Raw genomic sequence first — 22,196 nt, forward strand, 5'->3', positions numbered from 1 at the left:
ATTCATCGCCCAATGGCGTATGGATGGTGACTCGGCGTGTCATTGGTGCTCGCGCCCTGTCGGGGCGCCCTCCCGGTCTTTCGATACGGAAAGATCATGGAAGAATGAGCCGCTCTATGGAAATTCCAATTTCTGCCAAAAAATAGGATTGCCAAAAGGAAAATTGCCGCTTCTCCCACTCGGATCGGGCTTGGGAAAAGCCTAGGACAAGCGGCCGGAGCAAGGGCCTTCATGATGTGCAGCCGCTACACATCGCCCCGCTTGGCCGTCCCCCGGATCAGGGCGCCGCACGCCCGCGCAGCCGCTCAGGGGTTCAAAGAGTCCTTCCGATGATCTCCTTCATGATCTCGTCGCTGCCCCCGTAGATCCGCCCTATGCGCGCATCGGTCCAGGCGCGGCCGATCTGGTATTCGGTCATGTAGCCGTAGCCGCCGTGCAGTTGCAGGAATTCGTCGAGCAGGCGGTTTTGCAGCGCCGTGGCATTGAGCTTGACCATGGCGGCCCGGTCGGGGGCGAGCGCGCGGCGCAGGTGCAGGGCGATGCAGTCGTCCACGAAGACGCGCAGCATGGTGGCCTGTGCCTTGGCCTCGGCCAGCTTGAAGCGCGTGTTCTGGAAGTCGAACACCGGCTGGCCGAAGGCCTTGCGCTCGCGCGTGTAGGCAATGGTCTTGTGCAAAAAGGCTTCGATGGACGCGGCGGCGCGCACGGCCACCACCAGGCGCTCCTGGGCCAGTTCGTGCATCAGATACCTGAAGCCCGCGTTCTCCTCGCCCAGCAGGTGGTCGGCCGGCACGCGCACGTTGTCGAAGAACAGCTCCGAGGTGTCCTGCGCCATGAGGCCGATCTTCTCGAGCTTGCGGCCCTTGGAGAAGCCGGGCATGCCGTCCTCGACCACGATCAGGGACACGCCCTTGGCACCCATCTCGGGCGCGGTCTTGGCGACGACGATGACCAGCTCCGAATTGATGCCGTTGGTGATGAAGGTCTTCTGGCCGTTGAGCACGTAGTGGTCGCCCTCGCGCCGCGCCGTGGTGCGCACGGACTTGAGGTCGCTGCCCGCGCCGGGCTCGGTCATGGCGATGGCGCCGATCAGCTCGCCCGCGGCCATGCGCGGCAGCCAGCGGTCCTTCTGGGCCTTGCTGCCATAGGCATGGATGTAGGGCGCGACGATGTCCGAATGCAGCGGAAAGCCCAGCCCGCTGGCGCCCGTGCGCGCGATCTCCTCCAGCAGCACGGCCGCATGGCCGAAGTCGCCGCCGCCGCCGTAGGGCTCGGGCAGCATGGGGTTGAGCAGGCCTTCGCGCCCGGCCTTGCGCCAGACCTCCTTGGGCACGATGCCCTGGCGCTCCCATTCGGCATGGTGGGGGACGATCTCGCGCTCGAAGAAGCGGCGGGCCTGCTCGCGGAACTGTTCATGGTCTTCGCGGTAGACGGAGCGCTCGGTCAGGTCTTGCATGGGTCGGTATCCGGTGGTTGTCGGTGAGGAAAGACGGGGAAGGGCCGTTCAGGCGCTGCGCAGGTTGAAGCCCGCGTGCGGCTGCTCGCGCAGCCTGTCCTTGAGCACGCGGCGCAGCAGCTTGCCCGTGGGCAGGCGCGGCAGCTCGTCCACGAACTGCAGGCGCTGCGGGCGCTTGAGGCGCGACAGCGTGGCGCCGGCCTCGGCGACGATGGCGCGTGCCATCTCGGCGCTGGCCGCGTGGCCCTGGCGCAGCACGACCACGGCCATGGGCTGCTCGCCGAAGTCGGGCTCGGGCACGCCGACCACGGCCACCTCCTGCACGGCCGGGTGCGTGGCCAGCGCGTTCTCTATCTCCTGCGGATAGAGGTTGACGCCGCCCGACAGGATGAGGTCGGCCCGCCGGTCGCTGAGAAAGAGGTAGCCCTCCTCGTCCACATGGCCCAGGTCGCCATAGGTGGCCCAGCCGCGCTCGTCGATGGCCTCGCGGGTCTTGGCGGGGTCGTTGAGGTAGGCGAAGGGCGCCACGTCCGAGAAGAACACGCGGCCGATCTGGCCCGCAGGCAGCTCCTGCCCGTCGTCGCCCACGATGCGCAGCCGACCGTAGCTGGCGCGGCCCACGGAGCCTGGACGCCGGCGCCATTCGGCGGAGTTGATCAGGGTGATGCCGCAGCCTTCGGAGCCTGCGTAGTACTCCAGCAGGATGTCGCCCCACCAGTCCAGCAGCGCCTGCTTGACGGCCACCGGGCAGGGCGCGGCCGCATGGATGGCGCAGCGGTGGCTGGACAGGTCATAGCCGTGCCGCACCTCCTCGGGCAGCTGCAGCAGGCGGCCCAGCATGGTCGGCACCCATTGGCTGTGGGTGATGCGGTAGCGCTCGATCATCGCCAGCGCCTGCTGTGCGTCGAAGCGCGCCGTGATCACCACCGCGCCGCCGCCGTCCAGCGTGCGCAGGCAGTAGCGCAGCGGCGCTGCGTGGTACAGCGGCGCGGGCGAGAGGTAGACCGTGTCGGCGTCAAAGCCCATGTTGCGCTGCCAGGCCAGGAATTCGGGGTCGGCCTGCGTGCGGTAGAGCGCCGCCGGCAGCGCCTTCTTGATCCCCTTGGGCCGGCCCGTGGTGCCCGAGGAGTACAGCAGGTCGCGCCCCAGCGGACGGCCTGACAGGTCGATGGGCGCGGGCGCCTGCGCACGCCAGGCGGCCAGGGCATCGGCCAGCGACGGCAGGCCCGTGGATGCGCAGTCTCCGTCCACCGAATGCACGGAGGCGGCCAGTTCGGCCGGCAGCTGCGCCGCCGTGGCGGCCGAGGCAAAGACATGGCGCGCCCCGCTGTCGCCCAGGATGTAGGCCACCTCGGGCGCCGTCAGGTGGGTGCTGATGACCACCGCGTACAGGCCCGCCAGGCGAGCGGCCAGCACCAGCTCCAGGATCTCCACGCGGTTTTCCATCAGCACGGCCACCGTGTCGCCGGCCGCCAGGCCCTGCCCGGCCATCCACTGCGCCACCTCGCGCGAGCGCTGCGCCAGCGCGCCCGCCGTGTGCTGCTGGCCGCTGTCGCCCATGGTCAGCGCAACGCGGTCGGGCCGGGCATCGGCCCAGCTGTGAAAGTCATGCACGCCTGTCTCCTTTGCTTTTTTGAATCCGCCGTCTCGAATTCATCGGGTTTCAGCAAGTATTTTTGTTTGCGCGCGGTTTTTCATCCGGGAAAACGCTTTGTTCAATGCAAATTTCGAGACTTATCATTCATTTCATGAACCTCCAGTCTCATTAAATCCGCATGAACACTCCCGTCATCGTCGATGCCATCCGCAGTCCCATGGCCCGGGCCAAGCCCGATGGCGCCCTGGCCCAACTCCACCCCGTCGATCTGCTCAGCCAGGTGCTGGAGCAGCTCGTGCAGCGCAACCGCATCGACCCCGGCGCGGTGGACGATGTGATCACCGGCTGCGTGAGCCAGGCCGGCGAGCAGGCCGGCACGCCGGGCCGCCTGGCCTGGCTGGCCGCAGGCCTGCCGGCCCATGTGCCGTCCACCACCATCGACCGCAAGTGCGGCTCCAGCCAGCAGGCCGTGCACTTTGCCGTGCAGGCCATCATGTCGGGCACGCAGGACATGGTGATCGCCTGCGGCGTGGAGTCCATGAGCCGCGTGCCCATGGGCAGCTCGCGCATGGGGCAGAACACCACGGGCGCACGCTTCGATGCGCGCTTCGCGCCGGGGCTGGTGGGCCAGGGCGTGTCGGCCGACCTCGTGGCCGCGCGCTGGGGCCTGGGCCGCGAGGAACTGGATGCCTATGCCGCGCGATCGCACCAGCGCGCCCATGCGGCCCAGTCGGCCGGGCACTTCGAGCGCGAGATCGTGGGCATCACCACGCCTGCCGGCCTCGTCACGGCCGACGAGACCATCCGCCCGGGCACCACGGCGCAGAAGCTGGGCGCGCTCAAGGCCGTGTTCCAGAACGACGAGCTGTCGGCGCGCTTTCCGCAGATCCGCTGGCACACCACGGCGGGCAATGCCTCGCAGATGACCGACGGCGCCAGCGCCATGCTGCTGATGAGCGAAAAGCGCGCCCAGCAGCTGGGCCTGCGCCCGCGAGCGCGCTTCGTGGCGCTGGACGTGGTGGGCGACGATCCGCTGTACATGCTCACGGCCCCCATTCCCGCCACGCGGCGCGTGCTGGCCAAGGCCGGCATGCGGCTGGAGCAGATGGACCACTGCGAGATCAACGAGGCCTTCGCCTCCGTGCCCCTGGCCTGGCTGAAAGAGCTGAGGGAACTGGGCGCCGACCCCGAGCGGCTGAACCCGCGCGGCGGCGCCATCGCCCTGGGCCATCCGCTGGGGGCCTCGGGCATCCGCCTGATGACCACCATGCTGCACGCGCTGGAGGACAGCGGCGCGCGCTACGGCCTGCAATCCATGTGCGAGGCCGGCGGCATGGCCAACGCCACCATCATCGAACGCCTGTGAGCCAGGCACGGGAGACACATCCATGCAACTGCAAGAGAACATGACGGCCCTGGTGACGGGCGGCGTATCAGGCCTGGGCGAGGCATCGGCCCTGGCGCTGCTGGAACGCGGCCTGAACGTGGTGGTGGTGGACCTGAACGAGGACCGCGGCGCGGCCATGGTGGACGCCGCCCGCCAGCGCCACGGCAGTCGCCTGCGCTTCGTGAAGGCCGACGTGGCCGACGCCGACCAGATGGCCGCCGCCATTGCGGCCGCCGAGGACTTCGGCGAGTTCCGCGCCCTGGTGCACTGCGCGGGCGTGGGCGGGCCGCTGCGGCTGGTGGAGAAGGACGGCAGCCCCGGCTCGCTGGACAAGTACACGGGCATCGTCCGCGTGAACCTGATCGGCACCTTCAACACGCTGCGCCTGGCCGCCGCCAGCATGGCGCGCAACGAGCCCGTGCAAGGCGAGCGCGGCGCCTGCGTGCTCACGGCCTCGGTGGCGGGCTACGAGGGGCAGATCGGCCAGATTCCCTATGCCTCGGCCAAGGCCGGCATCATCGGCATGACCATCGTCGCCGCGCGCGACCTGGCCACGCGCATGATCCGCGTGTGCACCATTGCGCCGGGCCTGTTCGACACGCCCATCCTGGCCAAGCTGCCCGACAACATCCGCCAGTCGCTGGCCGCCTCCGTGCCCAACCCCGCACGCCTGGGCCACCCGTCCGAGTACGCGCTGACCGCGCTGCACATTCTTGAAAATCCCATGCTCAATGGCGAGACGATTCGCCTGGACGGTGCCATTCGGATGAGTCCTCGCTGACAAGCGCCCCGGCCCAGCACACGCGCGGAGAAGAAACACCATGTTCAAACGTCTCACGCTGGCGGCGGCTGCCTTGCTGTGCGCCACGGCAGCCATTGCAGCCGATGCCTGGCCCACGCGGCCCATCACCCTGGTCGTGCCGGGCGCGGCCGGGGGCTCCACCGACATTCCCGCGCGGCTGCTGGCGCTCAAGCTGGGCGAGCGGCTGGGCCAGCCCGTCATCGTGGACAACAGGCCGGGCGCGGGCGGCTCCATCGGTGCCAGCCAGGTGGCACGCGCGCAGCCGGACGGCTATACGGTGCTGGTGGGCAATACGGGCTCCAACGCCATCAACTACACGGCCTACAAGAAGCTGCCCTACAGGCCCGAGGACTTCGTGGCGCTGACGGACATGATCTCGTTTTCCAACGTGCTGGTCGTGCCGCAGGCATCGCCGGTGCGCTCGCTGGACGATCTGCTCAAGGCCGCGCGGCAGGCGCCGGGCAAGCTGTCGTTCTCCTCGGCCGGCGTGGGCCAGACCACGCACCTCATGGGCGAGCTGCTGCGCGAGCGCACGGGCGTGGACGTGGTGCATGTGCCCTACCGTGGCTCGGCACCGGCCACGGCGGCCATCGTGTCGGGAGAGACGCAGTTCATGTTCGACAACCTCACGGCCTCGCTGGTGCATATCAAGGCGGGCAAGCTGCATCCCATCGCCGTGACCGGCGCGCAGCGCGAGCCCGAGCTGCCCAACGTGCCCACCACCACCGAGCTGGGCCTGCAGGACTTCGACAAGGTCGGCTGGATGGGTTTCTTCCTGCCCGCGCAGACGCCGCCCGCCGTGGTGCGCAAGCTCACCGACGGCCTGGTCGCCGTGCTCCGGGACCCCGAGGTGGCGCGCCGCTACCGCGAGCTCGGCGGCCGCCCGGGCGGCATGCCGCAGGCGCAGTTCACCCAGCTGGTGGACAACGACCGCAAGAGCTGGGGCGCGCTGATCACCAGCCGCCAGCTGCAACTCGACTGACCCGATTTCGACGGAGACGCCATGAAGGTGCTGGACAGCGTGCGCGTGCTGGAGATTGGCGGCATCGGCCCGGGGCCGTTCTGTGCCATGCATCTGGCGGACCTGGGGGCCGATGTGGTGTCCATCGTGCGGCCCGAGGGGGAACCCGCCGCCACCCCAGCCACCTCAGCCACCTCAGCCGCCTCGGCGCTGTCGCGCGGCAAGCGCTCGGTGTTCGCCGATCTCAAGTCACCCGAAGGGCGTGACCTGGTGCTGGCCCTGGTGCGCGATGCCGATGCGCTGATCGAGGGCATGCGGCCCGGCGCCATGGAGCGCCTGGGCCTGGGACCCGAGGCCTGCCAGGCCCTCAACCCGCGCCTGGTCTATGGCCGCATGACGGGCTGGGGCCAGGACGGCCCGCTGGCCCAGGCAGCCGGCCACGACAACAACTATGCCGCCGTCTCGGGCGCGCTGTGGGGGTGCGCGCCGGCCGATGCCCGGCCGGTCTCGCCGTTTGCCACGCTGGGCGACATCGGCGGCGGCGCCATGTACCTGATGACGGGGCTGCTGGCCGGCATCGTGCAGGCACGCGCCACGGGGCGCGGCACCGTGGTGGACGCGGCCATCGTCGATGGTGCGGCGCACATGCTCAACCTCATGCTGCACGCGCGCCAGCGCGGTCTGGTGGCCGACGAGCGCGGCCACAGCATCCACGACAGTGCGCCGTTCTACGAAACCTATGCCTGTGCCGATGGCGGCTTCATCACCGTGGGAGCCATCGAGCCGCAGTTCCATGCCCTGCTGCTGGACAGGCTGGGCCTGGCCGGTGCCGCAGCGTTCCAGGGCCCCCAGTGGGACCGCGCCGCCTGGCCCGCGCGGCGCGCGCAGCTGCAGACGCTGTTCGCCTCCCGGCCCCGCGCGTACTGGCAGCAATTGCTGGAGGGCAGCGATGCCTGCTTCGGCGCCGTGCTCAGCCCTGTGGAAGCCGCCAGCCACCCGCACCTGCAGGCGCGTGGCGTCTACCTGCAGCCCGAAGGCGGCGCCCTGCAGGCCAGCCCCGCGCCACGCTTTGACGGCCAGGCCTATGCGCCGGGCCGTGCGAATGCCGCAGGCTTCGACACCGCCAGCGTGCGGGAGAAGGTGAGCGCAGGGCGCGCGCAGGAAGTCTGGCGCAGCGCCCGCTGATTCACGAGAGGCTGGAGGCGCCCAGCATGCCTTCGACCAGGCGCACCAGCGTGATCAGGCGCGGCCCGGCATCGCTTTCCAGCGCGCGGCTTTGCGGGCTGTAGATGGGCAGGGAGACCGAGAACACCCAGTACTCGCCGTCCTGGGCCGTGGACATGGGCACGGCAATGGACTGGATCTCGCGGTGCAGGTCGCCGTGGCTGCGGCAAAAGCCGTGCTCGGCCAGGTCGCGCCGCGCATCGTCGAGCCGCTCGCGCAGTTGCTGGGCGCGTGCGGGATCGTCGGCCTGCAGCTCGGCGATGAAGGCCTCGCGCTCGGCCTCGGGCAGGCTCAGCAGGTAGGCGCGGCCCGTGGCGGTGCGCGACAGCGAGATGTGCACGCCGATCTCGGGCAGGAAGACCTTGTTGGTCAGGCCGTTGGCCAGCTCCACCAGGCACAGCTGGCGGCCGTGGCCCACGGCCAGCTGGATCTGGCCCTCCAGGTGATTGGCCAGCTCCTGCATGTGCGGCCGCGCGAACTGGCGCATGTGCATGCGCGCCAGCACGGGCGAGGACAGGTTCAGCAGCCCCACGCCCGGCACGTACTTGGACAGGCGCTCGGAGTAGCGCATCAGGTTCAGTTCGCACAGGGTGTCGATCAGGCGGAACAGCGTGGGCTTGGGCAGGCCCGTCATGTCCATCAGTTCACGGGCGCTGAGTTCCTGGTGCTTGTTGGAAAAGCACTGGAGCACGGAGATGCCGCGCACCAGGGCGGCCACCAGCTTGCCATTGTCTTCGGAATTCATGGATTGATGAGGGCTGAAAAGATGAAACGATTGTCTCAATTTTCAGGATGCCGCCGCACAGATTTCCAGGGCCATGCGCAGTGCAAACCCGTAAACAGGCCTTGCCCCGCGCAACGGACATGACACGGCACAATCGGTCCATGCTTGGCGCACTGCGCCTCCCACCAGAAAAGCCTGCCGTGTCCGAACCGTTTGCCGCCGTCCCGCCTTCCGAATCGCCAGACTACGACGCCTTCCTGCGCGCCCATGTGCTGAGCCAGCCTTTGAGCATCCAGCGCTATGACCGCGGCGACGAAACCATCTGGGTCAAGCGCGCGGGCGCCAGCAACCCGGCGTGGCGCTATCGCGCCCTGGCCCTGCTGGCCGCCGGCCTGCGCCTGCCCGTGCTGCGGCCCGTGCCCAACCCGGGCGGCCACGAAGCCATCCGCACCGAGGTGCGCCGCCTGCGCCAGCTCGCGCAGCGCGGCCTGCGCGTGCCTGCCGTGCTGGCCGAGTGCGAGGACGGCTTTGCCATGCGCCACCTGGGCAGCCCCGGCGTGGAGGCGCCCTCGCTGGGCAATGCCATGGAAGCCGCCCTGCCCCGGGGGGATGGCAGCACGCTGGCGCTGTGGCTGCAGGGCCTGCAGACCCTGCAGCAGGTGCATGGCAGCGGCGACTGCCTGAGCCAGGCCTTTGCGCGCAACATGGTCTGCTGTGCAGACGGCGTGATCGGCTTCATCGACTTCGAGGACGACCCCGCCGCCCACCTGCCCCTGGCGCTGTGCCGCGTGCGCGATGCCCTGTGCTACGCCCACTCCACGGCCTGGATACTGGAGCAGGCCGGCGCCATGCCGGCCGCGCGCACGGCCTGGCGGGACTTCGTGCAGTCCATGGAGCCCGAGACCCGCGCCCTGATGGCGCGCACCGTGAAACAGCTGGCCTGGGTGCGCCGCCTGCCTGAGAGCCGCCGCCTGGGCCGCGACATGCAGCGCGTGCGCATGGCCTACATGCTGGTGACGCCGTAGCGGCAGCGGGCTGCACGCCTCAACCGGGCCTCAGCCGGGCTTCAGCCGGGCCTCACCGGGCAGATGGCCCAGCGAGGCGCTGACGCGCGCCGCTTCGGCGCGCAGGGCCCGGGCCACAGCGCCCTGCGGGTCCGGGTCGAAGCCGCCGCTGGCGCCCAGCGCGCACAGCACGCCCACCACATGGCCCGTGTAGTCGTGCAGCGGCGCCGCCACGGCGCTGATGCCCGGCAGGTTGACGTCGCGCACCGAGGCGCAGCCCGCAGCGCGGATCTCGCGGCGCAGCGTGCCCAGCGGGTCCGCGCCATCGAGCAGCGCGCGCCGCGCGGCCGGCGCCTCGGCCAGCTCCCGGGCCAGCAGCGCATCCACGCGGGCATCGTCGTCCATGAAGGCGAAGAAGGCGCGCCCCGTGGCCGACCACAGCAGCGACATCACCGAGCCCACGCGCACATTGACGGTGACCGGCAGGCCCGGCTCCTCGAAGCGCACGATGGTCGGCCCCAGGTTGCCCATTACGGCCACGAAGCTGGTGACCTGCAAGGCCTCGCGCAGGTGCAGCAGGGCCGGCTCGGCCAGGCGGATGGGGTCGGACTGCCGCATGGCGGCCAGGCCCACGCGCATGGCCTCGGCCGCCAGCGCGTACTGCGTGCCGCCACGGTCCTGCTCCACCAGCCCCTCGGCCATCAGGCTGGCCAGGTAGCGGTGGACCTTGGCCGGGCTTTCCTCCACCGCGCCCGCGATGGCCGTGAGGCTGGCGCGTCCGCCCAGCGTGGCCAGGGCCTTGAGCACGGCCAGGCAGGTCTCGGCGGCCTGCACGCGCTGGCGCCTTTCGCGCGGCGGCGCGGGCTCGTCAATCTCGGAGGCAACAGTGGAAGTCATGGCGGCAGGGCGGGTCTGGAAAGGCCTGTTTTAAGGGCTGGCGGGGCATTGTGCCGCAGCTTGCGGGTAATCCCGGGCGGTATTTTTACGCAATGCGTAGAAAAATTACGCAAAACAAGATTCCATGGATTCCACCCAGGCCTCACCGGAGACAAGCCCCATGCACAAGCGCCTTTTCCTCACCACACTGGCCGCAGGCCTGCTATCGGCCACCGCCATGCCCGGCGCGCTGGCCCAGGACGGATTCCCCAGCAGGAACGTGCGCTGGATCGTTCCCTACGCGGCCGGCGGCGGCTCGGACTTCCTGGCCCGCACCATAGGCCAGGCCTGGGGCGGCCAGGTGCACCAGCCCGTCGTGGTGGACAACCGCCCGGGCGGCAACACGGCCATAGGCGCCTCGGAAACCGCGCGCGCCGCCGCCGATGGCTACACCGTGCTGTCGGCCGACAACGGCACCCTGGTCTTCAATCCCGTGCTCTACAAGAGCCTCAGCTACAACCCCGCCAGGGACCTCGCGCCGGTCACGCTGATGGGCCGCTTCCCGATGATCCTGGTGGCCGGCCCCGGCATGGCAGCGGCCACGGCCAAAGACTTCCTGGCCCAGGCGCGCACCAGCAAGGACGGCGTGAACTACGCCTCGGCCGGCGCCGGCAGCCCGCACCACCTGGCCATGGAACTGCTCAGGGTGGAGGCCGGCCTGAAGCTGGTGCACGCGCCCTACAAGGGCGCGGCGCCGGCCCTGGGCGACGTGGCTGGCGGCCAGGTGCCCGTGATGATGGTGGACTTGGCCGCGGGCGCAGGCTTCATCAAGGGCGGCAAGGTCCGCCCGCTGGCCGTGGCCAACGCCACGCGCCTGCCCCAGTTGCCCGACGTGCCCACCTTCGCCGAGCTAGGCCTGCCCAAGGTGCAGGCCGCCGCCCTGGTGGGACTGGTGGCGCCCGCCAGGACGCCGGCCCCGGTCATCGCGGCCCTGCACCGGCAGGTCGTGGCCGCGATCAACGAGCCCGCCGTGCGCCAGAAGCTCGTGGATTTCGGCGTGGAGCCCGTGGGCAACACGCCCGAGCAGTTCGCCGCGCTGCTGGCCAGCGAAAGCACGCGCTGGCACCAGCTGATCCGCGACCAGAACATCACTTTGGATTGACCCTCCGCGCCTGCCTGCCTGCGAACAACCAGCCATGACTGCCTCCGCCGCCCCCGACACCGCCCCGTCCGCCTTTGCGTCCGGCTCTGCGCCCGCCTCCGCGCGCTGCCCCTTCGACCACCGCCAGCCCAGCGGCCAGACCGGCCCCACGGGCTGCCCCGTCAGCGCAGGTGCCGCGGCCTTCGACCCGTTCAGCGACGGCTACCAGCAGGACCCGCCCGAATATGTGCGCTGGGCGCGCGAGCAGGAGCCGGTGTTCTACAGCCCGCAACTGGGCTACTGGGTGGTCACGCGCTTCGACGACATCAAGGCGGTGTTCCGCGACAACATCGCCTTCAGTCCCTCGATCGCGCTGGAGAAGATCACGCCCACGGGCGAGGAGGCCAATGCCGTGCTGGCCTCCTACGGCTTCGCGCTGAACCGCACCCTGGTCAACGAGGACGAGCCCGCGCACATGCCGCGCCGCCGCGCGCTGATGGACCCGTTCACGCCCGAGGAATTGCGCCACCACGAGCCCATGGTGCGCGAGCTGGCGCGCGCCTATGTGGACCGCTTCATCGACGACGGCCGCGCCGACCTTGTGGACCAGATGCTGTGGGAGGTGCCGCTGACCGTGGCCCTGCACTTTCTCGGCGTGCCCGAGGAGGACATGGACAGGCTGCGCGAGTACTCCATCGCCCACACCGTCAACACCTGGGGCCGGCCCCGGCCCGAGCAGCAGGTGGCCGTGGCCCATGCGGTGGGCAACTTCTGGCAGCTGGCCGGCAAGGTGCTGGCCAAGATGCGCGAGAACCCCGATGCGCCGGGCTGGATGCAATACGGCATACGCAAGCAAAAGGAGCTTCCCGAGGTCGTCACCGACTCCTACCTGCACTCCATGATGATGGCCGGCATCGTGGCCGCGCACGAGACCACGGCCAATGCCACGGCCAACGCCGTCAAGCTGCTGCTGCAGCATCCCGGCGCCTGGAAGCAGATCTGCGAGAACCCTGCGCTGATCCCCAATGCCGTGGAGGAATGCCTGCGCCACAACGGCTCGGTGGCCGCCTGGCGGCGCCTGGCCACGCGCGACGTGGTGATCGGCGGCGTGGCCGTGCCGGCGGGCTCGAAGCTGCTCATCGTGACCTCGTCGGCCAACCACGACGAGCGGCATTTCGCCGATGCCGACTTCTTCGACATCCACCGCGACAACGCCGGCGACCACCTGACCTTCGGCTATGGCTCGCACCAGTGCATGGGCAAGAACCTGGCGCGCATGGAGATGCAGATCTTCCTGGAGGAGTTCACGCGCCGCCTGCCCCACATGCGGCTGGCCGAGCAGCGGTTCACCTACGTGCCCAACACCTCGTTCCGGGGCCCCGAACACCTGTGGGTGGAGTGGGACCCGGCCCTGAACCCCGAGCGCGCCCGTCCCGCCCTGCTGCAGGCGCGCCAGCCCGTGCGCATCGGCGAAGCCCTGCAGGGCGGCGCCAGCCGGCCCATGGTCGTGGCCGAGGCCGAGGCTGCCGCCGAAGGCGTGCTGCGCCTGCGCCTGAAGGCCGCCGATGGACACGCCCTGCCGCGCTGGACGCCGGGCTCGCACATCGACCTGCAATGCGGCGACACGGGCCTGTCGCGCCAGTACTCGCTGTGCGGCGACCCGCAGGACACCGGCAGCTACGAGATTGCCGTGCTGCGCGAGGCCAACGGCCGTGGCGGCTCGGCCTGGGTGCATGAGCATCTGCACCGCGGCGCCACCGTACAGGTGCGGGGCCCGCGCAACCATTTCCCGCTGGACGAAGGCGCCAGCCACCTGATCCTGGTGGCCGGCGGCATCGGCATCACGCCCATCTCGGCCATGGCACGGCGCGCCAGGGCGCTGGGCTTGTCCTATGAAATCCACTACAGCGGCCGGCGCCGCGCGGGCATGGCGCTGCTGACGCCGCTGCAGGCCGAGCATGGCGCCCGGCTGCACCTGTACGTGGCGGAGGAAGGCCGGCGCGCCGACTACGCCGCCCTGCTGGCCACGCCGCGCGCCGGAGCCCGCATCCATGCCTGCGGACCGGCGCGCCTGCTGCACGGCCTGGAGGCCGCCAGCCGCCACTGGCCCGAGGACAGCCTGCGCGTGGAGCATTTCGTCTCCACCGTGGGGGCGCTGGACCCTGCCAGGGAGCAGGGCTTCGAGGTGGAACTGCGCGCCTCGGGCCTTGTGCTGCAGGTGCGCAACGACCAGACGCTGCTGGACGCCCTGCGCAGCGCGAAGATCGAAGTGCAAAGCGACTGCCGGGAAGGGCTGTGCGGGTCCTGCGAAGTGCCCGTGCTCGAAGGCGAGGTGGACCACCGAGACATGGTCCTCACGCGCGGCGAGCGCGCGGCCTGCACCAAGATGATGAGCTGCTGCTCGCGCGCCAGGAGCGGCAGGCTGGTGCTGGGCCTGTAGCCAGGGCTACAGGGCAGCCCGGCGCCCGCAAGCCCGGCGCCCAGAAACACAAAAGCCCCAAGGCCATCATCGGCAATGGGGCGATCGCATCGGTGGGCGCGCTTCAGGGCGCACCTGCCTCCAACCGGATTACTGGTTGGCGATTTCGAGCTCGGCGTTGCGGGCTTGCTGGATGAAATCGATCAGGGAATAGATTGCTTGGCGCATGGTGAACTTCCTTACTGAGACGCTCAACAATCACTGGCGGCATGCATCTCAAGTGCCGCGAATGCCGGGAAAACCCTCTAAGCGTTTACCCTAGGAATAAGTATAAACCACTAGATTCCGGCGTGCAAACGCACAGTTGTAAGCGCACGTCAAGATTCCGCAGAGGCGCCCAACTGCGTCCCAATGTCAGGCATGGGATGATTCAGGCTTATGACCGCGCCTTCCGTTTCCCTCGCACCCTGGCACATAGAGCCGCTGAACCCGGCCGAGGCGCCGTGGCCGCTGCTGCTGTCGGCGGACCCGTCGCGGGAAAAGGTGCGCGGCTATCTGGCGGGCTCCACCTGTTTTGCCGCGCGCGAGTCCTTCCAGCGCGAAGGCCAGCCGCCGCGTCCCGGCGGGCGCGGCGAGGTATTGGGCATGTGCGTGCTGGTGCCGCTGCGCGCCAGCGGCGACGAGGCCTCAGGCCCACCCGCCTGGGAGCTGATGAACATCGCGGTCGCGGAATCGCTGCACCACCGGGGCCTGGGCACCGCCCTGCTGCGCCAGGCCATCGCCTGGGCGCGCTCGCAAGGTGCTCCCCGCATCGAGGTCGGCACCGGCAGCTTCGGCGACCAGCTGGTCTTCTACCAGCGCGCGGGTTTTCGCGTGACGGGCATCGTGCGTGACTTCTTTCTGAAGCACTACACCACCCAGCTGTGGGAGCGCGGCGTGCAGCACCGCGACATGCTGCGCCTGACGCTGGAGCTGGGCACGGGCCGCTGAACGGCCACCCGCTCAGTCCGAAGACATCTTCATCAGCACCAGGCCCGAGACGATGAGCACGGCCGCGCCGATGCGCATGGCGCTGACCTGCTCGCCCAGGACCGTGATGCCGACCAGGAAGGCGCCCACGGCGCCGATGCCGGTCCAGATCGTGTAGGCCGTGCCCAGCGGCAGGCTGCGCATGGCCACGGCCAGCAGGCCGAAGCTGGCGATCATGGTGACGATGGTGATGGCGCTGGGCACCAGCCGCGTGAAGCCGTGCGATTGCTTCATCGAGAACGCCCAGACCACTTCGAGCAGCCCCGCCACCAACAGATAGACACATGCCATGGAAAACTCCTTGTGAAGCCGGGTCGTCCCGGCGCATGCATGTCCCGATGTGGGGGAGGCCGTCCTCCTGGCAGAAGGGCTTGCGCCTCCTGCATGGCCGCCAGTTTAGGAGAAAGCCTTCAAGCCGGCCGCACCCAGCCTGTTGCCCCATTGCCGCCTGGGTGGTTGCTGCACAACAGCATCCAGGGCGTCAGGCGGCCAGTGCCTCTTCCTGTTCAGCCAGCAGGATGTTGCCCACGGTGGCGCCCAGGCCGGCCACGCGCTTGCGCAGCTTGAGCACGGCCTTGTCCTTGCTGATCAGCAGCGCCTGGTGCTGGCTGGCCAGGTCCAGGAAATGCTGGTCGTCGGGGTCGGTGCAGGCAAAGCGGATGCGCGGCGCATCGGCCACGTATTCGACGGCTCCGTCGAAGGCCGAGAGCACGCCCTCGACCGTCTTGCCGTAGAAGGCCACGCGCGGCGCGATCTGGCTGTAGTGCAGCACGCGTTCGAGCTCGATGCGCTGGGCCTGGTCGGCGATCCAGCGCATCTGCCCCTGCTCCACCAGCTCGCGGATCGGCGGAACATGCGGATCGTCGAAGATCAGCATGTCAAGGACCACATTGGTATCGAGCACCACGGGCCGGGGCAGGGGACCTTCGTAGCCGTCGTTGCACTGCGGCCAGCGCAGCACGATCTTCATGGCGCGGCGCCCTCTGCCGGGCCTTCGGCGGCCTTTCTGGGCTTGACAGCGCCACGGACCATGTCGAAGCGGAACAGCCGGCACTCGATGGGGCCGTTCCACATGGGCGTGCGCCGCGCTTCCTTCAGGCGCATCTTGCCGGGCAGCTTGAGGTCGGGCGTGAGCATCCAGGCGCTCCAGCCGCTGTAGTTCTTCTTCCAGTGGGTGGCCAGCTGGCTGAAGAATTCCACGCCGTCCTCGGTCTGGGCCGTCTCGCGGCCCGCGCGCTCGACCACGGCCATGCGCTCGCCGGCGCTGCGGCCGGCCGAGCCGGCTGCGGCAATGCGCTCGCCATAGGGCGGATTCAGCAGCATCAGGCCGGGCTGCTCGCAAGGCGGCATGCGCTGCAGCGCGTCACCGCCGCGCAACTGCACGGTCTGGCCCACGCCCGCGCGCTCGGCGTTGCGCTGGGCGAAGTCCACCATGCGGTGGGACACGTCGGAGCCATAGATGCCCACGGGGCTGTCGGGCAGGATGGCGGCCTCTGCCTCGTCCAGCATGGCTTCCCACACATGCCTCTGGAAGGGCACGAGCTTTTCGAACGCGAAGCGCCGCAGGATGCCTGCCGGAATGCGCCGGGCGATCTGCGCGGCCTCGATCAGCACCGTGCCGCTGCCGCAGCAGGGGTCGTACAGCGGCTGGGGATCGTCGCCGTGCGGGTCCCAGCCCGTGGCGGCGATCATGGCCGCGGCCAGGGTTTCCTTGAGCGGCGCATCACCCTTGTCCTCGCGCCAACCGCGCTTGAACAGCGCCTCGCCCGAGGTGTCGATGTAGATGGTGGCCTCGTCGGTCGTCAGGTGCAGGTGCACGCGCACGTCGGGGTGGCGCGTTTCCACGTCGGGGCGCACGCCCTTCCTGTCGCGGAAGCGGTCGGCAATGGCGTCCTTGACGCGCAGCGCCGCAAAGTTGAGGCTGGTCAGCGGGCTGTGCTGGGCCGTGACTTCGATCTTGAAGCTCTCGCGCGGGGAGAACCAGATCTCCCAGGCCACTTCGCTGGCGGCGCGGTACAGGTCGTTTTCGTTGCGGTACAGGGTCTGCGACAGCTGCACCAGCACGCGCTGGGCCAGACGGCTGTGCAGGTTCAGCAGCATGGCGTCGCGCCACAGGCCGCGCACCATCACGCCGCCACGGCCGACCAGGAGGTCGTGGCCGCTCAGGCCGGTGATCGCGTGGACCTCGTCGGCCAGAAATCCCTCAACGCCGGCGGCGCAGGGCAAAAACAGATGCAGTTGGTTCATAGCTTGGGTGCCGAGCATACGCGCACCGCGATTCCCCGCGCAGGCGCCAGCCGAAACCCGCTTGCCTGCGCTTCGGCCCGGGCCTACAGTGGAAGCAACCGCGAGGGAGAGCACCATGAAGCCTCGAACCACGCCCGTCCACACGGATTTCCTCGGCGCCACGCAGGCCGCACGCCTGGTGGCGCAGGTCGGCGTCGCCGCCTGCCTGGCCGGCCTGGCCGATGCCATCGAGCAAGACTTCGCGCGCTGGCCCGATTTCGAGAAATCGGCCCGCCTCGCCCACCATTCGCCCGGCGGCGTGATCGAGCTCATGCCCGTGTCCGATGCGCTGGACTACGCCTTCAAGTACGTCAATGGCCATCCAGACAACGCCGACCGGGACCTGCCCACGGTGATGGCCTTCGGCGCCCTGGCCGACGTGGCCACGGGCCTGCCGGTCTTCCTGTCCGACCTGACGCTGGCCACGGCGCTGCGCACCGCGGCCACCTCGGCGCTGGCCGCGCGCCGGCTGGCGCGGCAGGGCTGCCGCAGCATGGCGCTGATAGGCGCAGGATCGCAGTCCGAATTCCAGGCCCTGGCCTTCACCCACCTGCTGGGCGTGGAGCGGCTGCGCATCTTCGACATCGATGTCCAGGCCATGCGCAAGCTGGTGGACAACCTGGGCCATGCAGGCATTGCCGCCCAGCGCATCACCTGCTACACCAGCAGCGCCCAGGCGCTGGAAGGCGCCGACATCGTCACCACGGTCACGGCCGCCAAGCGCCGCGCCTGCGTGATCGCCGATGCCGATGTGCGCCCCGGCACCCACATCAATGCCGTCGGCGGCGATTGCCCCGGCAAGACCGAACTGCCCGTGGAGTTGCTGCGGCGCGCGCGCATCTTCGTGGAGTTCACGCCCCAGACGCGCGTGGAAGGCGAGATACAGCAGCTGCCCGCCGACGCGCCCGTGACCGAGCTGTGGCAGGTCATCAATGGCCTGGCGCCGGGACGCGGGCACGACACCGAGATCACGCTGTTCGACTCCGTGGGCTTTGCGCTGGAAGACTATTCGGCCCTGCGCTGGTTGCGCGCGCTGGCCCACGACACCGGGCTGATGCAGTCGATCGACCTGGTGCCTGCGCTGGCCGCCCCCCGCGACCTGTACCGGCTGGTGCGCGAGGCCGGGCAGGCAGAACGCGGCTTTGGCTGACACGGGGACTGCATACCATGGGTCCCATGAGCATGAACACCCATACGACCCCGCAGACCGCACGCGCCCTGAGACTCATAGGCGTGCCCACCGACATCGGCGCCAGCCGCCTGGGCAGCGCCATGGGCCCCGACGCGCTGCGCGTGGCCGGCCTGGCCCCGGCGCTGCGCCAGCTGGGCTGCCAGGTGCGCGACATCGGCAACCTGGCCGGTCCGCCCAATCCCCAGACACCGCCCGAGCAGGGGCTGCGCCACCTCGCACCGGCCCGCGCCTGGATGGACGCCGTGCACCAGGCCGTTGGCCAGGCGCTGGACGATGGCGAGCTGCCGCTGATGCTGGGCGGCGACCACAGCCTGGCCATGGGCTCGATCAGTGCCGTGGCCGCCCACTGCCGCCGCCTGGGCCGCGCGCTGCGCGTGATCTGGCTGGACGCCCACGCCGACTGCAACACGCCCGATATCTCGCCCAGCGGCAACCTGCACGGCATGCCCGTGGCCAGCCTGTGCGGCCTGGGGCCCGAGCCGCTGACCGCGCTGTCCCAGGGCGGCGATCCGGCGCTGGATGCCGCCTCGCTGTGCCAGATCGGCCTGCGCAGCGTGGATGACCAGGAAAAGCGCCTGCTGCATTCGCTGGACATCGAGGTGTACGACATGCGCGCCATCGACGAGTTGGGCATGCGCGAGGTCATGCGCCGCGCGCTCGACGGCCTCGCCGGCAGCGACACCCACCTGCACCTGAGCTTCGACGTGGACTACCTCGATCCCGACATCGCGCCCGGCACGGGCACGCCCGTGCGCGGCGGCCCCAGCTACCGCGAGGCCCAGCTGTGCATGGAGATGCTGGCCGATACCGGACGCCTGGGCTCGATGGACCTGGTGGAACTGAACCCGGCGCTGGACCTGCGCAACCAGACGGCCGAGCTGGTGGTGGACCTGCTGGAGAGCCTGTTCGGCAAGAGCACGCTGGTGCGGGCCGATCGCTGAGGCCGCTCAGGCTGGCGAGAGCGAAACACGCCAGCCGTCGCCCGGTGCGTCCGTAGCGAAGCGCACAGGCACAAAGCGCTCGATCACCTCGAAATTGCTGCGCGCATGCGGCGTCAGTTCCGTGCAGGTGTAGCTGGCACCGCGCCCGCTGCGCCAGACGGCCAGCGCCAGCGGCAGGGCCCATTGGTCGGCCAGGTACGGGCCCAGCGCGGCCCGGCTGCCCTGGTGGCGGCGCACCTCGCGTGCCAGGTCATGCGCCACCTTTTCGGCGCTGACGCCCTTCATGCCGAACTGCGTGAACACTTCGCTCAGGTGCTCATAGGCCAGCGTGGCCAGCAGCGCGTTGCCCGGCCCCTCGTTCTGGCGCACGGCAGCCACCTGCAACTGCTCGCCAGACCAGCCCAGGGCCTGGCCCAGATGGTCCAGTTCGCGCTGGGCCACCGCGCGTGGCAGCGCGGGCGCAAAGCATTCGGCATGGCTGGCCACGGGTGCGCCGCGTTCGGTGATATCGAAAGGCACCAGCCCATTGGTTGCCGGCGTGATCGTCACATCCATCTCACCGCCACCGGCCGGATAAAAGCCCAGCCGGCGCAGCCGCAGTTCGCAGCGCGCGCCCAGCCTGTGCAGCAGCGGCGCATAGCTGCGCTCCAGGAAATGGAAGGGCGGCGCGGCCGGGTTGTGGGTGCCGCCGCCCAGGGTCAGGCGGCTTTCGCCATTGGCCAGCATCAGCGCGGGCCACAGCGTCTGCAGCAGCAGGGTGCAACTGCCCGCCGAGGCGATCACGAAGCGGTACTCGCCCGCACGCACCGGCCCCGGTGTGAATTGCAGCGTCTGCGAATTCATCTCGGCGCCCTGCATCTGCGCGCCGCAGATTTCGGCGGCGGCATTGACGCAGGCCAGGTGCTGGCGCATCAGGCCCGGCTTGGCGCGCCCGGCACGGATGCGCTGCATGGCAAAGGGCTGACCCGTGCACATGGACAGCGCCAGCGCGCTGCGCAGCATCTGGCCTCCGCCCTCCCCGGCGGAGCCGTCGATCTCGATCACTTTCATTTTTCTCTTTCATTCATTGCCGCCAATTGCCGCCAAAGCGCGCCACGGCATCCCGCAGATAGCGGTCCAGCGGCGCCGCATCGGCCTGGCCCCCCGGATCGGGCGCATGGGCCATGGCATGGGCCAGCTCGCGCTCCAGGAAATCATGGACCCGCACCCGGCGCGGCCCCTTGGCGGCCTCGCCCAGGCGCATCTTGAGCTCCAGCAGCTCGTTGAGCTCGGCCAGCAGGCCTGCATCCTCCAGCGTGCCCGCCGCCAGCTGCGCAAAGCGCATGGGCGGCGCACCACGCCCCTCGCGTATCCAGCGCGCGGCCAGCAGTGGACGCAGCACGTAGAAGTATTTCTTGTAGCGCACCACATCGCCCTGCAGGTGGGCGCGCAGGTTCTTGCGCGCCATGGCCACATAGTGGTGGTAGCCGCGCACCGGCGAAAAGCCCTGCTCGGCCAGCAGATGCAGGCGCTCGGCCCAGGGCTGCTCCTGCCGGTAGACCACGGGCGAGCGAAGCCATTCGAGCAGCGTGGGGTTGGAGGCGCGCAGCAGCCCCAGCGCCTTGCGCAGCTCCCAGCCGCTGACATCGAGCTCGCCGCTGAGCGGCTGCTCTATGACATCGCGGCCCGGCGCCACCGTCAGATACCAGGGCAGGCGGTGGACGTAGATGAAGCGCACGTCATAGTCGCTGTCGGGCGAGGCAAAGCCCCAGCCGCGGCTGCCCGACTCGCAGGCAAACAGCACCGTGACCTCGTGCCTGCGCTCCACCTCGGCCAGGTTGGCCAGCACCGTGGCGCGCATGGCGTCGGAGACCGGATGCGCGCTCAATACCTTCTCTTCCCTCATGCTCTCATCCTGCTTTCTGTTCCGGAGGATGAGAGCCCGGGGCCCTCATCCACTCACCCTTTCACGCACACCACTTGCTTCAGGGTGTGCACCACCTCCACCAGATCCTGCTGCGCGGCCATGACCGCATCGATGTCCTTGTAGGCCATGGGAATCTCGTCCACCACATCGGCATCCTTGCGGCATTCCACGCCCTCGGTGGCCTTGATGTGGTCCGCCACGCTGAACATCTTCTTGGCCTTGGTCCGGCTCATCACGCGGCCCGCACCGTGGCTGCAGCTCTCGAAGCTCTCCGGGTTGCCCAGGCCGCGCACGATATAGCTGCGCGCGCCCATGCTGCCCGGGATGATGCCCAGCTCGCCGCGCCGCGCGCTCACCGCGCCCTTGCGGGTGATGAACACATCCTGGCCGAAATGGCGCTCCTGCTGCACGTAGTTGTGGTGGCAATTCACCGCCTCCACATGCGACTCGAAGGGCTTGGCGATCACCTTGCGCACCGTGGCGATGAGGTTGGCCATCATCACCTCGCGGTTGCGCATGGCGAACTTCTGCGCCCAGGACACGCCGCGCACATAGTCGCCAAAGTAGCGGGCCCCTTCCTCGAAATAGGCCAGGTCCTTGTCGGGCAGGTTGCGCTGATGCAGTTCTGCGTCCTTCTTGGCCAGCTCGATGAAATGGGTGCCGATGGCATTGCCCACGCCGCGCGAGCCCGAGTGCAGCATGAACCACACGAAGCCCGCCTCGTCCAGGCAGATCTCGATGAAGTGGTTGCCGCTGCCCAGCGTTCCCAGGTGCTTGCGGTTGTTGGTGTTGGCCAGGCGCGGATGCAGCTCGCACAGCAGGTCGAACTCCTCGGCCAGCGTGGCCCAGACCTGGTCCACCGACACGGGCGGGTTCTCCCAGCTGCCTGGATCACGGCCCCGGTGGCGCGGCACCGAGCCATGCGGCACGGCCTGCTCTATCGCCGAGCGCAGCGGGCCCAGGTTGTCGGGCAGGTCCTCGGCGCGCAGCGTGGTCTTGGCAGCCATCATTCCGCACCCGATGTCCACGCCCACGGCCGCCGGGATGATGGCCTTGATGGTCGGAATCACCGAGCCCACGGTGGCGCCTATGCCCAGGTGCACATCGGGCATGGCCGCGACATGCTTGAACACCACGGGCAGGCGCGCGGCGTTCTCCAGCTGCTTGCGCGCCTCGTCCTCCACGGGCACGCCCTTGGTCCACATCTTGATGGGCACGCCGTTTTCCACGTTGTGTTGCAGGTAGTTCATT

20 protein-coding genes are annotated in these 22,196 nt (G+C 69.5%); 10 read left to right on the top strand and 10 right to left on the bottom strand.

Features of this window, described 5'->3' with window-relative positions; genetic code table 11:
• Positions 1-313 precede the first annotated feature (313 nt).
• Together DTS01S_RS27280 and DTS01S_RS27285 are read right to left on the bottom strand one after the other, a co-directional pair.
• Positions 314-1,456 carry an acyl-CoA dehydrogenase family protein gene (locus DTS01S_RS27280; protein ID WP_017407000.1) on the bottom strand — a complete coding sequence of 381 codons (1,143 nt, stop codon included), beginning with the start codon at positions 1,454-1,456 and terminating at the stop codon, positions 314-316.
• A gap of 48 nt (positions 1,457-1,504) precedes the next feature.
• Positions 1,505-3,070, bottom strand: a complete 1,566-nt coding sequence (locus DTS01S_RS27285; RefSeq protein ID WP_017406999.1) for an AMP-binding protein — start codon at positions 3,068-3,070, stop codon at positions 1,505-1,507.
• A 161-nt stretch (positions 3,071-3,231) separates the two neighbouring features.
• On the opposite strand from DTS01S_RS27285, the gene DTS01S_RS27290 reads away from it, so the two are divergent.
• Genes DTS01S_RS27290 through DTS01S_RS27305 form a run of 4 tightly spaced genes read left to right on the top strand, consistent with a single transcriptional unit; the run spans position 3,232 to position 7,388 of the window.
• Positions 3,232-4,419: a thiolase family protein gene (locus tag DTS01S_RS27290; protein WP_017406998.1), complete on the top strand. Its 1,188-nt coding sequence runs from the start codon at positions 3,232-3,234 to the stop codon at positions 4,417-4,419.
• 22 nt (positions 4,420-4,441) lie between these two features.
• On the top strand, positions 4,442-5,221 hold the full coding sequence (locus DTS01S_RS27295) for an SDR family NAD(P)-dependent oxidoreductase (protein ID WP_016450520.1): 780 nt from the start codon (positions 4,442-4,444) through the stop codon (positions 5,219-5,221).
• Between the two features lie 40 nt (positions 5,222-5,261).
• Entirely contained in the window at positions 5,262-6,224 is a 963-nt protein-coding gene (locus tag DTS01S_RS27300; protein ID WP_017406997.1) for a Bug family tripartite tricarboxylate transporter substrate binding protein, read from the top strand.
• Between the two features lie 21 nt (positions 6,225-6,245).
• Complete coding sequence (locus tag DTS01S_RS27305; protein WP_017406996.1) at positions 6,246-7,388, top strand: CaiB/BaiF CoA transferase family protein; 1,143 nt, start codon at positions 6,246-6,248, stop codon at positions 7,386-7,388.
• Between the two features lies 1 nt (position 7,389).
• On the opposite strand, the gene DTS01S_RS27310 is transcribed toward DTS01S_RS27305, so the two are convergent.
• Positions 7,390-8,172, bottom strand: a complete 783-nt coding sequence (locus DTS01S_RS27310) for an IclR family transcriptional regulator (protein WP_017406995.1) — start codon at positions 8,170-8,172, stop codon at positions 7,390-7,392.
• A 140-nt stretch (positions 8,173-8,312) separates the two neighbouring features.
• Between DTS01S_RS27310 and DTS01S_RS27315 the strand changes: the two genes are divergently transcribed.
• Positions 8,313-9,176, top strand: coding sequence for a BUD32 family EKC/KEOPS complex subunit (locus tag DTS01S_RS27315; protein WP_061289783.1), 864 nt, complete (start codon positions 8,313-8,315; stop codon positions 9,174-9,176).
• Positions 9,177-9,206: 30 nt separating this feature from the next.
• Here the strand turns inward: DTS01S_RS27315 and DTS01S_RS27320 are convergent, their stop codons facing one another.
• Positions 9,207-10,052, bottom strand: a complete 846-nt coding sequence (locus tag DTS01S_RS27320) for an IclR family transcriptional regulator (RefSeq protein WP_016450515.1) — start codon at positions 10,050-10,052, stop codon at positions 9,207-9,209.
• A gap of 160 nt (positions 10,053-10,212) precedes the next feature.
• Between DTS01S_RS27320 and DTS01S_RS27325 the strand changes: the two genes are divergently transcribed.
• From DTS01S_RS27325 to DTS01S_RS27335, 3 genes are all read left to right on the top strand, one after another.
• Positions 10,213-11,193 carry a Bug family tripartite tricarboxylate transporter substrate binding protein gene (locus DTS01S_RS27325; RefSeq protein ID WP_017406993.1) on the top strand — a complete coding sequence of 327 codons (981 nt, stop codon included), beginning with the start codon at positions 10,213-10,215 and terminating at the stop codon, positions 11,191-11,193.
• A 34-nt stretch (positions 11,194-11,227) separates the two neighbouring features.
• Positions 11,228-13,612 (top strand): cytochrome P450/oxidoreductase, encoded by a 2,385-nt coding sequence (locus tag DTS01S_RS27330; protein ID WP_017406992.1) that lies wholly within the window; start codon positions 11,228-11,230, stop codon positions 13,610-13,612.
• Positions 13,613-14,029: 417 nt separating this feature from the next.
• Positions 14,030-14,581, top strand: a complete 552-nt coding sequence (locus DTS01S_RS27335) for a GNAT family N-acetyltransferase (RefSeq protein WP_017406990.1) — start codon at positions 14,030-14,032, stop codon at positions 14,579-14,581.
• Positions 14,582-14,593: 12 nt separating this feature from the next.
• Here DTS01S_RS27335 and DTS01S_RS27340 read toward each other — a convergent pair whose 3' ends face one another.
• From DTS01S_RS27340 to DTS01S_RS27350, 3 genes are all read right to left on the bottom strand, one after another.
• Positions 14,594-14,911, bottom strand: a complete 318-nt coding sequence (locus DTS01S_RS27340; RefSeq protein ID WP_061289787.1) for a DMT family transporter — start codon at positions 14,909-14,911, stop codon at positions 14,594-14,596.
• A 190-nt stretch (positions 14,912-15,101) separates the two neighbouring features.
• Complete coding sequence (locus DTS01S_RS27345) at positions 15,102-15,590, bottom strand: putative toxin-antitoxin system toxin component, PIN family (protein ID WP_016450511.1); 489 nt, start codon at positions 15,588-15,590, stop codon at positions 15,102-15,104.
• Positions 15,587-16,867 carry a THUMP domain-containing class I SAM-dependent RNA methyltransferase gene (locus DTS01S_RS27350; RefSeq protein WP_017406989.1) on the bottom strand — a complete coding sequence of 427 codons (1,281 nt, stop codon included), beginning with the start codon at positions 16,865-16,867 and terminating at the stop codon, positions 15,587-15,589. Before DTS01S_RS27350 ends, DTS01S_RS27345 begins: the two co-directional genes overlap by 4 nt.
• 115 nt (positions 16,868-16,982) lie before the next feature.
• Between DTS01S_RS27350 and DTS01S_RS27355 the strand changes: the two genes are divergently transcribed.
• Together DTS01S_RS27355 and rocF are read left to right on the top strand one after the other, a co-directional pair.
• The gene (locus tag DTS01S_RS27355) at positions 16,983-18,056 is read left to right on the top strand and encodes an ornithine cyclodeaminase (protein ID WP_061289791.1); all 1,074 of its coding nucleotides are present in this window, start codon (positions 16,983-16,985) and stop codon (positions 18,054-18,056) included.
• A 17-nt stretch (positions 18,057-18,073) separates the two neighbouring features.
• Complete coding sequence (gene rocF / locus DTS01S_RS27360; protein WP_026062796.1) at positions 18,074-19,039, top strand: arginase; 966 nt, start codon at positions 18,074-18,076, stop codon at positions 19,037-19,039.
• Positions 19,040-19,045: 6 nt separating this feature from the next.
• On the opposite strand, the gene rtcA is transcribed toward rocF, so the two are convergent.
• The 3 genes from rtcA to DTS01S_RS27375 are packed head-to-tail and all read right to left on the bottom strand — an operon-like array spanning position 19,046 to position 22,195.
• A complete protein-coding gene (gene rtcA / locus DTS01S_RS27365) occupies positions 19,046-20,089 on the bottom strand; it encodes an RNA 3'-terminal phosphate cyclase (protein WP_017406986.1) in 1,044 nt (347 codons plus the stop codon).
• Between the two features lie 13 nt (positions 20,090-20,102).
• A complete protein-coding gene (locus tag DTS01S_RS27370; protein WP_026062794.1) occupies positions 20,103-20,924 on the bottom strand; it encodes a nucleotidyltransferase domain-containing protein in 822 nt (273 codons plus the stop codon).
• 53 nt (positions 20,925-20,977) lie between these two features.
• A complete protein-coding gene (locus tag DTS01S_RS27375; protein WP_174538953.1) occupies positions 20,978-22,195 on the bottom strand; it encodes an RtcB family protein in 1,218 nt (405 codons plus the stop codon).
• Position 22,196: the final 1 nt, after the last annotated feature.

Source organism: Delftia tsuruhatensis NBRC 16741, from assembly GCF_001571325.1.
GTDB lineage: Bacteria > Pseudomonadota > Gammaproteobacteria > Burkholderiales > Burkholderiaceae_C > Comamonas > Comamonas tsuruhatensis.